Annotated in this window: 6 protein-coding genes; 5 read left to right on the top strand and 1 reads right to left on the bottom strand. The window is 45.2% G+C overall.

Annotation, left to right across the window (positions count from 1 at the left end; all coding sequences use genetic code 11):
- The first annotated feature begins 36 nt into the window (after positions 1 to 36).
- From G632_RS0102530 to G632_RS18590, 5 genes are all read left to right on the top strand, one after another.
- Positions 37 to 1,662: an extracellular solute-binding protein gene (locus G632_RS0102530; protein WP_035781908.1), complete on the top strand. Its 1,626-nt coding sequence runs from the start codon at positions 37 to 39 to the stop codon at positions 1,660 to 1,662.
- Complete coding sequence (locus tag G632_RS0102525) at positions 1,625 to 3,445, top strand: sensor histidine kinase (RefSeq protein ID WP_022767461.1); 1,821 nt, start codon at positions 1,625 to 1,627, stop codon at positions 3,443 to 3,445. The genes G632_RS0102530 and G632_RS0102525 overlap by 38 nt, the downstream gene beginning before the upstream one ends.
- 12 nt (positions 3,446 to 3,457) lie before the next feature.
- Entirely contained in the window at positions 3,458 to 4,906 is a 1,449-nt protein-coding gene (locus tag G632_RS0102520) for a response regulator transcription factor (protein WP_022767460.1), read from the top strand.
- Positions 4,907 to 5,040: 134 nt separating this feature from the next.
- Positions 5,041 to 9,957, top strand: a complete 4,917-nt coding sequence (locus G632_RS0102515) for a glycoside hydrolase family 16 protein (RefSeq protein ID WP_081647047.1) — start codon at positions 5,041 to 5,043, stop codon at positions 9,955 to 9,957.
- Positions 9,958 to 10,231: 274 nt separating this feature from the next.
- The gene (locus tag G632_RS18590) at positions 10,232 to 13,588 is read left to right on the top strand and encodes a glycosyl hydrolase 53 family protein (RefSeq protein ID WP_022767458.1); all 3,357 of its coding nucleotides are present in this window, start codon (positions 10,232 to 10,234) and stop codon (positions 13,586 to 13,588) included.
- 528 nt (positions 13,589 to 14,116) lie between these two features.
- On the opposite strand, the gene G632_RS0102505 is transcribed toward G632_RS18590, so the two are convergent.
- Positions 14,117 to 14,830 carry a S1 family peptidase gene (locus G632_RS0102505; RefSeq protein ID WP_081647046.1) on the bottom strand — a complete coding sequence of 238 codons (714 nt, stop codon included), beginning with the start codon at positions 14,828 to 14,830 and terminating at the stop codon, positions 14,117 to 14,119.
- Between the last annotated feature and the right edge of the window lie 116 nt (positions 14,831 to 14,946).

The raw sequence follows: 14,946 nt of genomic DNA, 5'->3' as shown, positions 1-14,946 counted from the left end.
ATGCGTCAGTCTTTATCATGGGGTATAATATGGACTATGAAACTAACGAAACTTTTGAAAACAAACCTAATATCTGTGCTTCTTGTAAGCCTTGTACTTGGCGGCTGTTCATCGCCCGCCACAGGAAACGGCGAAGTGAGTTTGCCGGCCGCTACAGTAGATACTCCGGGCTCTGCCAAAGACCTGGTGACCTTTGACTGGTACATCAACTACTCCTGGTTTAACACCAAGTGGGGACAGAATGCTGTATCCAAGGCTATTACAGAGAAGACAGGGGTAAATATAAATTTCATCACTCCCCAGGGAAACGAGGAGGAGAAGCTTAACGCGCTCATAGCATCCGGATCTCTTCCTGACCTTATAACCCTTGGATGGTGGGAACCACAGGTCAATGAGATCATCCAAAAGGACATGGTCTATGCCCTCAACGAACTGGCAGATAAGTATGATCCTTATTTTTGGACAGTGACCGATGATCAGGCTGTGAGCTGGTATACCCAGGACGATGGAAATATCTATGGATATCCATGTTCATCAGTAACTCCGGATGATGTCATAAACACCGATAACAACATCGGTTCCAATCAGACATTCCTTGTGAGAAAAGACATTTATGAAGCAATCGGCTCTCCCGATATGACTACCATTGAGGGCTTTGAGAATGCGGTAAAAAAGGCTGCAAAGGAATTTCCAACAATCGATGGTAAGCCCATTATTCCTATCGGAGCGCATTACTTTGACGATATAGGTAACGTGTCTTTTGACCAGTATCTGCAGAACTTTTTAGCTGTTCCCTATGAGAAGGACGGCAAGCTTTATGACAGGGATACTGATCCGGAGTATCTAGAATGGCTTAAGATGTTCAACCGCCTTTCAAGAGAAGGGTATCTTTCCACAGACGTATTCATAGATCAGAGAACTCAGATGGAGGAGAAGATTGCTCAGGGCAGGTATTTCTGCATGCTGTATCAGTACACAGATATGTCAGCCCAGCAGAAGACTCTTTATTCAAAAGACCCTGACAGCATTTATATAGCGGTTGACGGGCCCAAGAATGAGAACGGGGATGAGCACGTTCTTCCGACTAACACAGTTAACGGCTGGACCATAACCATGGTGTCCAAAAACTGTCAGAATCCGGACAGGGCCATCGAGTTCATTGATTATCTTATATCCGAGGAAGGCCAGAAGATGGTATATCTCGGAATTGAGGGTGTGACCTACGATGTTATCGATGGGAAAGAAGTGGTAAGGCCTGATGTGCTGGAACTCTTAAACACAGACAGGGCAGCCTATGACGAACTCTACGGCGCAGATGATGCCTACTGGATGTTCCAGGACAACGTAATGCAACAGAAGTGGCGCCAGAAGAATGAAGGCCCGACAGCTCAGCTGGAGGAGTGGACCTATAAGTACTCCGCATACACGGGACAGTATGATGTCAGCTTCCCGGTAGGCAGTGATGAAGAATATACGGAAGAGATAATAGACAGGTTATGGGGCAGCACGTTAAAAGAGCTGCTTCTTGCCGAAAGTGACGATGAATTTGACACTGCTTTGGCGAAGTTTAAGCTAAAGAGAGATGCCCTGGGCTACAGGGATTTAATGGAGAAAAAGTACAGGTATGTCATTGAAGCCAAGGAAAAGCTGGGGCTTTATTAACAGCCAAAAACTGAATATCAGACTTACCGGAATTGTGCTTTTGTTTGTTATCATTCCGGTAGCTATCCTGGGTGGAATTGTCTTTTACAATATGGAGCAGTCTACCATCAGGGAGAACGTGAGCTTTACTCAGGCTACCATGGAGAGAAGGCGTGACAGTATCACCAACAACGTTGATTCTATCAATATGTCCACGCAGTTCTTCTTATCCAATGAGAAACTCAATTCTGTTCTCATCGACGCCAGGGTTGGCAACAAGCACAGCACCAAAGAGTGGCTTGATATCTACAAGAGCGATGTTGCTGCTCTTGAGAGACTTATAAACACAAACCCGGTGCTTGGCGGCGTCAGATACTATGCTGTCACAGACAATGTGCAGGAGATGATGCCAGTTCTTTATAACCACGACAGACTCTTAAGGCAGGAATGGGCAGTAATGGCAGAGAGCGGTGGATGGATATTTAATTACACCGACAAGCTCTTTGACAACTCGGACACAACACCGATGCTGGCGCTGATAACTCCTGTTGTGAACAGGCAGTACGGAAACATTGGAACCATTGAAGCCAACATGGCCATGAAGACTATGTTCCCGTCCATGTACGAGAATGTGCCGGGTGAGACCAGCTGTTTTGTGACAGACACAGAGAATATCATATTCGGAAGTAATGAAGATACCTCGGTCACACCGATAGCTACGGCTATTTCACAGCAGATGAGAGATATTGTTCAGGAAGGCGAAGCTCCCGGTATAACAACTTTTTATGACAAAGAGAAAAAGAGTGTTATCTCCGGTATGTACATCTCGGAACTTGGCGGAACGCTGGTGTCGGTAAATGACATTTCAGAGAGCCTCTCACAGGTATATCAGCTCAGGAACAATTACATCATCGGCATGATCCTGATCCTTCTCATGATGGCGTTTATCATTAACCTTCTGGTCAATCATGTACTGAAGAAGTTCTACGAAGTTCTCTCAACAATTAGGGCAGTCAGAGGCGGAAATCTTGACATCAGAACTCCTGAGGATGGACGAAACGATGAAATGGGAGAGCTTGCGCACCAGGTTAACCGAATGCTGGACAACATCCAGTCTCTTATGAATGAGAACATTCAGAGAGAGGTTTTGGTAAAAGACTCTCAGCTCCGTGCACTGCAGAACCAGATCAATGCACACTTTATATACAACGTTCTTGAATCAATCAAGATGATGGCTGAGATGCAGGAAGAGTACGATATTTCAGATGCCATCACAAGCCTGGGTAAGCTCCTTCGCTACAGTATGAGATGGACTTCCAAGACGGTCCTTGTATCAGAGGAACTTGAGTATATCAAGGATTACATGGCCCTTATTAACCTCAGATTTGACTATGAGATTTACCTTTCTCTCAACGTACCCGAAGAGGTAATGAAGCAGAGCATTCCTAAGATGAGTCTGCAGCCGATAATTGAAAACGCCATCATTCACGGTGTTGAGGAACTGGCCGATGACACTACCATTTATGTTAAGGGAATTCCTGAGGGTGAGAGCTGCACCATAGAGATTACCGACAATGGCAGAGGCATGAATGACGAGGAACTTGAGGTCCTTAGGAAAAAGATATCCGGCGAGATTGAGACCAAAGGCGGATCCAGCAACGGCATTGGACTTAAGAATGTTCAGGACAGGATCCACATGGAGTTCGGCGAGCAGTACGGAATAGAAGTGGCAGCCATGGAAGGATGCTACACCAAGGTGTGCGTGCGCATACCTATGAAAAGAGTAAGTATATCAAAAGATTAAAGGAGCCTTTTTATGCGCAAGGTTTTGGTAGTAGAAGATGAAAAACTCATAAGGCAGGGAATCGCCACCATGATAAAGAGGTGCGGAGTTCCGGTGGAGGAAGTTATAGAGTGCGCCAACGGTCTCCAGGCCCTGGAGGTTCTTAAGGAGCAGACCATCGACGTCATGTTCACCGACATCAGAATGCCCAAGATGAACGGCATCGAGCTGGTTAAGGCCATGAAGGAGTTTGGCAATCCGCCTTTGTCCGTGGCTGTGAGCGGATATGATGATTTCACCTACGCTGTCGAGATGATGAGACAGGGCGTTCGTGAATACATCCTTAAACCCGTTGAGAGAGATAAGTTAAAAGCCATCATGGAGAAGCTCGACGAAGAGATAAGTCAGAAGCTCGAGGATGAAAAAAAAACTGAGCACGCCGGAAGGCAGCTGATAAAGTATCTTCTCATGGATGACGAGGCTTCGGAGAATGAGCTTGAGCTGATCAGCAAGAATATCAAGGACACGGCAGGTGATACTTTTTACTGCATGATCGCAGCAGGGTCAGATACTCTTATGCCTTATCTTGACGATCAGAGTGCCATATCCGGACCCGATGGAATGGACATTTTTATTCTGGGAAAAGAGAAGGTGGAGGAACTTAAGTCTATAGAAGGAACAAGCTCTTTTGCCGGATTAAGCGATGTGTGCTCGGATTCAAAAGAGCTAAAGAGAGCCTATAAAGAAGCCCTTTTACGCAGGGAAAATGCATTTTGCAGGAAGGTAGCGCTCTTTAGCGAAGACAGAAACACTAGTGTTGCGCAGTCTCTTTTGGAGAGCGGGAAAAAGCTGTGCGAGAAAGAGGCAGTCGCAGCAAGGGTCCAGCTGATTGGAACCAGCAGAAGTGATGACCTTGAAAAAGAGTGGAACGCTTTCTTTACATCAGTTCAGAGAGGCCAGATAATTCCTGAGGATTTCAGGTCTGCCATGGATGAGTTTGCAGCTGAATATCTTAAGGTATATCAGAAGGAAGTTGACTCGGAGCTGCTTATGCCGTTTTCATTTCTGACCATCGAGGACTACAGACAGTGCTTTATGGATTTTGCGAGAAGGGCATCAGCAGAGCACCAGCAGCCTGATGGCGCAGATCAGACAAGACTTAAGATTCAGGAAGCAATAAATTATATCAAGGAAAATTATAAGACCGACATCAACATGGCAGTGGTATCCAACGAAGTATCAATGAATTATTCGCTGTTCTCGTCGGCATTTAAGAATTATACCGGAACCAATTTTGTGGGATTTGTAAGAGATCTGAGAATCGGAGAAGCGAAAAAGCTCCTTGCTACAACACCTCTTAAAGTAAACGAAATATCCGCAAGAGTTGGATATGATAATGAGAAACATTTCATGAAGAGCTTTAAGGCAATAGTTGGCGTATCGCCCAGTGAATACAGGAAAAATATGGGCGCTGACAGCTAATGCTGCAGTCGGAAAATAGTATAAAAAATCTATAAAATTATAACACCTCTCTAAAAAATGAGACCTTAAACGTTATCGGGGATTATGCGACAATGGTGATAACATTTGGGGACATTCTATAGGGAGGTGTTTTAATGAAGAAAAATTTGTCGTCCACGATGAAGCGGAAGCATAAGACAAGGATGGCCATGGCATTGGCATTCGCACTCACTTTGTCACTTTCGTCACCTGCGCTGACAGGCGTGCAGGCCTATGCAGCACAGGTACCGGTCAATGCAGAATTGACTACACCCTTCGGCCTGGTGCCTGATTACAATGCAGAGCAGGGCATAGGACTCGTATGGGGAGCTGCCGGATACGAACATTACACTGTGACAATCTCATGCGAAGCAAATGGCTATGAAGAGGTATATACTGATCAGACCTTAGGATATCACTGGTATCCTGACAGCTATGATGCAGGGGAATACCTCATTGAGCTTCAGGGACAGAAAGGCGATGAGCTGTCAAATGCATGCACAGCTACAGTAACTGTTGCAGGTGATGCTGCTTCAAGCGGATCCGGACAGGAAGAGCCCGTAGAGGGTGGAAATACCGGAGAGGGCGAAACCGGCGAAGGAGAACAGGTTCAGAAGCTTAATGTTCTTGAAAAGGGAAAATGGGATTTCTGGACAGGAGAAGGCGGAGCGGGAAACATTACCGATAAGGGTAATGGCGATGCTGAAATCAGAGTTGATGCAACCGGATGGCAGAACTATGCGGTTCAGTATACACATAATCTGAATCTCGTAGAGGGTGAGACCTATCATCTTACAGGTGATTTCTATTGCGATCAGGATGCCGTTGTATTCATAAACGTACAGGAAAGCTTAGGCTGGACTTCAATACTTGATGAGAGTCAGTGCAGGCTTGAAATCAAGGCAGGAGAAACAACTCACCTTGACATTACAACAAGTGCAGCCGGTGCAAACTTTGTACAGAACGGCAAACTTGCTCTTATGTTCGGTAATGGAACTGACAATGCAGGTAAGACAATCACTGTTTCAAACATGAGCCTTTATGGCGCTTATGTAGAGCCTGAAAACGTTGATAACGGCGAAGGCAGCGAAGGAACAGAAGAGACCCCTGAACTTCCGGGGTCTATGGAAGCTGCTTTTGCGCTTGATAATGAAAACAACGAACTGACAAAGAATGCTTGGGACTTCTGGGCAGGCGAAGGCGGAGCAGGAACATTTAGCTACAATGATGATGGAGCAGGCGTTGTAAAGATTGATGCTGAAGGAAGTCAGCAGTGGTCAGTTCAGCTGCCACAGATGCTCAATCTTACAGAAGGTAAGACATACAAGCTTTCAGGTGATTTCTACAGTGAAGATGATGCTGTAGTTCTCATTAACATTCAGGAGACCCTTGGTTGGAATTCTATAATTGAAGGTAATCCATACAAGCTTGAGCTCAAGGGCGGAGAAGTAACACATTTAAACGTTACAACTTCAGCAGCAGGTGCTAACTTTGAGACAAAAGGTAAGATTGCTCTTATGTTCGGAAACGGAACAGGCAATGCAGGCAAGACTGTAACCATCGCAAATCTGGCTCTGATCGATACTGATGCTGTAGAATCAGGAGTATCAGGTGATAATCTCCTTACAGCAGACGGATGGGATTTCTGGACAGGAGAAGGCGGAGCAGGAAACCTTACCGATAAGGGTAATGGCGATGCTGATATCGAAGTATACGCAGAAGGTAGTCAGAACTATGCAGTTCAGTACACACATGAGCTTTTCCTTACAGAGGGTGAGACATATACCCTTGAAGGTGACTTCTACAGTGCAGATGATGCAAAGGTATTTGTAAACCTTCAGGAGCAGACGAGTTGGGCATCAATCCTTGATCCAAGCCCTTACACAGTTGAGATAAAAGGTGGCGAGACAACTCATATTAAACTTGTGACAGCTCCTGCAACAGCTAACTTTGTAACTAAAGGCAAGCTTGCTCTTATGTTTGGTAATGGGTCAGGAAATGCAGGCAAGACTATCTCAGTTACAAATATGACCCTTAAGGCAAATGGTAATGCAGCCGGCGGTTCACCCGTAAAGGGCAACGAATATGATTTCAACAATCCTGATAACGCACTCTACAACTATGCAGATCCCGGCACATCAAAAGATGGCTATGATCTGATCTGGGCAGATGAGTTTGACGGTAATTATGAGGGAGCAAATGTAGACAGCGCCACAGGACTTAACCTTGATAACTGGTATCCTCAGTGGGGCGATGGCTCAACTGACTGTGGCAATCCCGGATGGGGCAATAGAGAGCTTCAGTGCTACACAGGCAACAGCAAGAACGTTGGTGTAAACGAAGATCTTTCAGGTGACGGCGTAGGCGATGGCGTTCTTAGAATTACAGCAGCTTACGAGCCCGGATATGTTTATGCAGGTGAGGGCGCTAAGAACTACACATCAGCAAGACTTCGTACTACAAAGGGAACAGAGGCACTCTTTAGCACAACATACGGATATGTAGAGGCTAGGATTTCACTTCCTCAGACAGCAGGAGCATGGCCTGCATTCTGGATGCTTCCACAGAGCAATGATATCTATGGCAACTGGCCTGTATCAGGTGAGATCGATATCATGGAGACCTGCGGTGCATTTAAAAATGAGAAAGACAATATCGCTTGCGGAACACTTCACTGGGGCGTTCCAAGCCACACTTACAAGGGAAGCGGATATGTTGATCTCTTCTCACCTTACACATACTTCCATACCTATGCTATTGACTGGAAGCCGGGTGAGATAACATGGTACTACGACGGCGAAGCAATCAATACACTCAGCACATGGGAGAGCGCAATCTCAGGAGCATCTTCATCTCTTGGATTCGATGCACCATTTGATATGCCTTTCCATATGCTTCTTAACCTCGCTGTAGATAGCGGACAGTTTGGCGGCGGAGTTAACAGTGCAGCTTTCCAGGATGACATCAACATGTACGTTGACTATGTACGTGTATATCAGAAGTCAGACGGATACGCTGATAGCGTAACAAGAGCAGCTTCAGCTGCAGGTAATGACAACTGGGCTGACCTTGCAGGAATCAACCAGATCACAGAGATCAAGGCTGACAATATTGAAACTTGTGTTGGCGGCGGAATGGATGATGCAGCTGCTGAGATGGATAAGTGGTATCTCTCATACCAGAGCGATGCAACTGATGCAAAGATTGCTCCTTACAAGGATGCAGACGGCAAAGACTGGGCTAAGGTTACAGTTAACTCTGCCGGTGCAAACGACTACTCAGTTCAGCTGATCGGTCATTACAATGCAAAGAAGGGCTACGTTTACAAGGTTTCCTTCGATGCTTACGGTACAGGTTCTATCCTTGGCAAGGAAGTTAACTGCGATGCCAAGGAATGGAAAGGATGGAGTGCATACGGCATCCAGACCTTTAAGCTTACAGATACACCTTCAAAGTATTCTTATGTATTCCAGCAGACAGAAGACTTTGACAGATGCAGAATCGAGTTTAACCTCGGCGCAAGAGGAACAGGTGATGTTTACGTATCAAATGTAAAGGTTGAGATCGTTGATCCCGAAGAAATCGGAAGCACAGGCGACGGACCAAGAACACCTCTTGCAAACGGTAACATCATTTACAACGGATCCTTTGATCAGGGAGACCTCCATCTGGGATACTGGAATGCAACAAACGGCACAACAATAGTTGTTCCAAGATATACAACACAGGCTCTTAAGGACGGCGACAAGGCTGTAGTAGATGTAGCTTCAAAGTCAAACTATGAGAACATTGCAGATGGTGTTAAGTTCTATGAGAGACGTGCACAGATCAGTTCAACAAACGGCAAGTCACCCGCTGTTTACCAGCCGGGACTTAACCTTAAGGCTGATAACTACACTGTAAAATTTGATCTTTACAGCGCAGAGGACACAGTTGTTAAGGCTTCTGTTTATTCACTTGAGATGAACGGCGACGAGGTTGCTCTTGGAAAAGAGCTTGGCTCAGCAGCAGCTTCTTACAGCAAGGACAGCGGTGTAAGATCATACACACTTGTATTTGCAACAAAAGAAGATGCAGAAAATGCAGCTCTTGTTCTTTCATTCGGTAAAGGCGCAAATGTTCAGCTCGACAACGTATATATGAGAGGCGAGAACCAGGCATCATTTGTAGACGAGTATCCTCTTAACGGTGAGTCAACATACAGAGGAGACAACGGCAATGGCGGTGAGATCGCACTTCAGACACAGGACGGCGTTGTTACCATGGCTAACATTGTAAGTGGTGGAACATGGTACACACCTCAGCTTGCAAGTAGCGACTTCAAGCTTGTAGCAGGACAGACTTATAAGCTCAGCTTTGACTATAAGCTTACAGGAACATCCAATAATACATTCCAGTACATCGTACAGGAAAACGGCGGAAGCTGGACAGTATTTGACGGAAGTGAAAAGACTGTAACATATGATCCTTCACTTGGTGAGTTCAACAGCTATGAGAGAGTATTTACTGCACATACAACAGTTGATGCTGTTCACCTCAACTTCGGTTTCGGTAACAGCGCAGCAGTAGGCGATCTTGCATTCAGCTTCAAGAACGCTAAGATCGATCTTGTTAAGACTTCTGAAGGCGGAGCAGGATCAAACGATGCCGAGGCAGTTGGCGATGACAACTTTGACGTTGATACAGGAAATGGAAACGGCACAGAGACCGGCGACAACGAAGGCGGCTCAGGCAACGAAGGCGGCACAGGAAACGAAGGCGGCCAGGGCGATGAAGGCGGCACAGGAAACGAAGGCGGCCAGGGCAACGAAGGTGGATCAGGCAACGAAGGCGGCTCAGGCAATGAAGGTGGATCAGGCAACGAAGGCGGCTCAGGTGAAGAAGGCGGAAACACTCCTTCAGATGATAAGCCTGTAGTTCCTCCTGTAGTTGTAGTAGTAAGACAGGTTGTTAAGGTAGTTACCAAGGTTGTTACTTCTGTAGTTAAGACAGTAGCAAAGGCACTTACTTCAATCCTTAGACGTTGGTTCTAATTACAAATCGTCAAAATTACCAATAAAATCGCGAAAAGTTGCGCTTGGTTGCGCTTCAGTAAACATGCGGACTTTATAGAAAATTTACAATTTTTTCGGACATAAATTGTACTTTGCGGTGAATTGAATTAAGGGGACCTATAGACTAGGATAGTCTATGGGTTCTCTTTTTTACGTTAAAATCTATGGTTGCTCGAGATTTTATTTTTTGCGCAATTGGTTGCGCAAAAGGGTATGGCAGAGAACTATACAAACAATAATCGGGAGGAACAATATGAAGGGGAAAACGTTCAAAAGATCGTTGTCAGCAGTGATGACAGCGGCTATGGTGCTTAGTAATGTATCAGGTGTAACGGTCTTTGCTGAGACAGGTGAAACCGGCAGCGATGAAGTGACTTTAGTCAACTCCGATATGTCTTTTGACATATGGGGCGATGATGCCGGCTGGACAGTAGCTGTGGATGACTGGGATGCAACCGGAGCCAGCATCAAGTCATTCGCGTACTCATCGGATGAGTGGATGAATGGACCCTCAGATGGGTCAGACAGCGGAGTGAATTTCTGGTTTGGAAGTGGTGACGGAGTTCTTACTTTCGCGCAGGATGCAGAGCTTGAGGCAGGTGACTACACTCTTACAGCCGAGGCTATGGGCGAGGGTGCAGATTTCTATGTATCAGCAGATGACACTGATGGTGAAAAGACATCTCTGACCGGCTATAACAACTGGCTCACAGCAGAGCTTGATTTTACTGTAGAAGAGAGTAAGTCAATTACAGTAAAGGCTACATTTGATGTGGCTAAGGATGGCTGGGGATATTTGAACAGCGTTAAGCTTGTTAAGAAGGCTGAAGGCACTTCTGACGAGGATGATAATGATGATGAAAATACCGGTGATGATAACACAGGCAGTGACAACACCGGTGATGCAAATAGTGAAGAAACAGAGTGGAAAGCTACTACTCTTGTTTCTAACGGCGATTTCGAGAGCGGTGATGCTTCTTCCTGGGATGTGGAGATGGCAGATGCTGACGGCAACAGCGTTGGAACATTGGTTAAGGCTGATCAGTATGCAACAGGAAATGCTACCAATTTCTTTAATTACTGGAATAACGCTTCGGAGAGTAAAGCTCTTTTGCTGAGTCAGACTCTTACTTCCGTTCCTGCAGGAACTTACAAGTTGTCAATCTCTCTCGAGGGAGCAGAGGCAGAGACAGGGCTAACACTTAAGGCAGAGGATAGTCAGGGACAGGAGCTTGCAACTGTAGCGCTTGGTGCCACAAAAGGTTGGAACAACTGGTACAGTCTGGAGAGTGATGAGTTTGAGATAGCAGAAGATGGCGATGTTAAGCTTACGATTGCAGGTGATGTTCCCGGATCATACTGGGGAGATCTTGATAATGTGAGCCTTCTTACTCTTTCTGCAAAGGAAGAGGATACTTCGGTGGAAGCTCCTATATATGTTGAGAAGGTGTCAGCAGCTGACGTGGACTTTATTACAGGAGTTGATGTAAGTTCATATGTTTCAGAGAAGAACAGCGGCGTTAAGTTCTATGACTACGATGGCAATGAATTATCAGATCAGGGATTCTTTAATTTCCTTGCTGAGTGTGGCGTTAACTATGTAAGAATCCGTGTTTGGAATGATCCGACTGATGGAAACGGAAACTCCTACGGCGGAGGAAACTGTGACCTGGAAGTTGCAAGAAAGATTGGCGTGTGGGCTTCAAATGCCGGCATGAAGGTTCTTATTGATTTCCACTATTCAGATTTCTGGGCAGATCCCGGCAAGCAGAATGCTCCTAAGTCAATGGCATCTATGAGCGTTGATGAGAAGGCAGAGGCAATTGAGGAGTTTACAACTACGAGTCTTGAGAGCCTTATCGATAGCGGCGTAAATGTTGGCATGGTTCAGATCGGTAACGAGACCAACAACGGCGTTGCAGGAGAAAAGACCTGGGCGAACATGGCCAAGGTATTCTCTGCAGGAAGTAAGGGTGTAAGGACTGTTGCTTCTAAGAAGGACAAGCAGATCCTTGTTGCAGTTCATTTCACAAATCCTGAGACCAGCGGAAGATACGCAGGTTATGCTGCAAATCTTGAGAAGTATGAAGTTGATTATGATGTATTTGCTTCTTCATATTATCCATACTGGCATGGAACTTTGGACAATCTGAATTCAGTTCTTTCAGATATTGCAAATACTTATGACAAGATGGTGATGGTTGCTGAGACCTCATATGTATACACTCTTGAGGATGGCGACGGTCATGGAAATACAGAGTATGAAGGCAAGTCCGGAGATGCTTTAAACTATGATGTTTCAGTTCAGGGCCAGGCAAACTCTGTAAGAGCAGTTGTTAACACAGTTGCAAATGTAAAGAACGGCATCGGTGTATTTTACTGGGAGCCTGCATGGATTCCGGTTCAGGTATATGACGAGGATGCTGATAATGCAGCAGAGATTCTTGCTCAGAACAAGCAGATCTGGGAGACATACGGAAGCGGCTGGGCAAGCTCTTATTCAGGAGCATATGACAAGGACGCAGCTGACTGGTACGGCGGATCAGCAGTTGATAACGAGGCATGGTTTGATTTCACAGGACATCCTCTTGATACAGCAAGGATATTCAACTACATCAGAACAGGTGCTACAGCTCCTATCGTTGTGTCTTCTGTTAAGGTGGATTCTGTTACTGTAGAGATCGGACAGGATGTTGTACTTCCTGAAGTTGCTACCGTTTCTTATTCAGATGGAACTACTAAAGAGCTTCCGGTAACCTGGAATACAGATGAGTTGGATGCAGCTGTTACTGCAGGTGTTGGCTCTTATGAGATCAGTGGAAGCGTAGCTCTTGATGATGAGGAGAGCAGCGAAGTTAAGTGTGCTCTTACAATAAACCCTGTTAACAATGTTAAGAATCCGGGATTTGAGGATTCTGACATGACCATGTGGACTATTACAGATGCTAATTCCTGTGTTGGAAGACAGGCTGATTCAAGCAACGTTCGCACAGGTTCATACTGCCTCAAGTTCTGGGACGATGCTGATATTGATTACACAGCAGAGCAGACAGTTACTCTTGATGCAGGTATCTACAAGCTCGGAACTTATATCGAGGGCGGAGATGCAGGTGATGCTGCAGAGTTTGTGGTTTATGCCAAGGTTAATGGCGGCGAAGAGTATTCAGTTCAGACCGGTGTAACAGGCTGGCAGAACTGGGCTAATCCTGAAGTTACAGAAATTAAGGTTTCCGAGGATGGCACGGAGGTCGTTATTGGAGTCAGTGTAAAGGCACAGGCAGGTGCCTGGGGAGCATGGGATGATTTCTATCTCTACAGGACAGGTGATGTAGAGGCGGTAGAACCTGAAGATCCTGAGAATCCGGATGATCCTGGGAACCCTGATGATCCGGGAAATATTGATGAGCCGGAAGATCCTACAAATCCGGAAGATCCTCAGGTAGAGCCTCAGAATCCGGAAGATCCTCAGGAGGATCCCGATAAGCCCGGAACTGATGAGCCTGTTATTGTGATTCCTGTTGTGAAGACTATAGTTGCTGTTGTGAAGACTGTTACTAGAGTGCTTGCTTCAGTGGCGAAGGCTATTAGCAGGATATTCAGATGGTTTTGATTTGATATAGTATAAGTGTAGATGTGCAGATATGCTGCATGCATTAAGAAAGGCTGAATCCGTGAGGGTTCAGCCTTTTTGTATTACATCACACCGCGCCTATATATGTACGTTGGTTGGAAACTGAATTTCGACCACCCCACAATTTTCTTCTATTTGAAAATTAGTTGGAAATTGCAAAAATGGTTTTGTGGTCAGGCAATAGTATTTACCCAAAACTACATCACATGGCATCCGTAGGCCGGTAGTTGTGATGCAGGGAAAACGTTAGGCATGAAGTATTTATGAACTTGGCCCATGAATAGCTTTTGTAATTTCCAACTATTTTTCATATGGAGGATTTTTGTGATGCTTTTCAAAAATCGAATCATACCATGGAGCTCATATGGCTACTGTTGTGATGCAGTCGGACAAGTCAAATTACTAAAATGTCAGAAATCACAGTTTCTTTCCGGCAAAAACACGCTTACTTGTTGAAATTACAGCATTTCCAGTAAGGATTTACATTCCTGATGACATTTCAATATCTTAATTAAGATAAGCATCCCGTATAGAACCTGCATCCAGGCACACAGCCTCTGCCTCATCAGAACCTCCAAGCAGTATACCAAGATAGTGGCCGTCCTCATCAAACATGCCTGTACCTGACATTCCCGGAGTAACAGCGCAGTAGCAGTAGATCATTTCCATACCGAAATCTTCAGCATAAACAGAAGGGGAAGCTATGCTTCCTGCATAGATATCACCGGTATTAGCATCTACAAAGTAGATGGTCTGGCCCGGAAGTAAAGTATTATCGGATTTGACATTGTTACTTGATTCAGAAGAAATGTTTTTGTCTGATGTATAGTCGAAAATAGAATAGTGATCATCAGATACAGTACCCTTATCTACGCTCAAAAAGACAATATCAAGAGTAGCAGAGTCTTTTAGAATAGTTGCTTCGCATGACTCCTGATCATCAAATGTCACCACAATCTCATCTGAAACTCCACCATAGTAATCCTCAAGCACATGCATTGCAGTAACTATGATAAAAGAGCTATCGTCACTATCATAGATAGTCCCGCAGCCATAGTGTTCACCACAGCTTACAGAAACGCAAAGCTTCTTTATATCAATCGCATCAACCATTTCAGTCTGATTCTCAAAATTTCCATTATTCTCTTTCTGGGACCAAACGCCTGCAAAAGCCGCAGCAACAAGCACAAGCCCCATAACTATCCCAAGTATTCTCTTCATAATAAATCATTATACAGCAAACATAGTATTATTTGTTTGCTTCCGTCATTAGCACACTAATACGATGATTATCAAATCTCCGATATAGGGGTGTTGGCCTAGATGAAGATAAATTT

The organism is Butyrivibrio sp. NC2007, from assembly GCF_000421405.1.
Taxonomy (GTDB): domain Bacteria; phylum Bacillota; class Clostridia; order Lachnospirales; family Lachnospiraceae; genus Butyrivibrio.
This window is presented reverse-complemented; position numbering and strand designations above follow the sequence as displayed.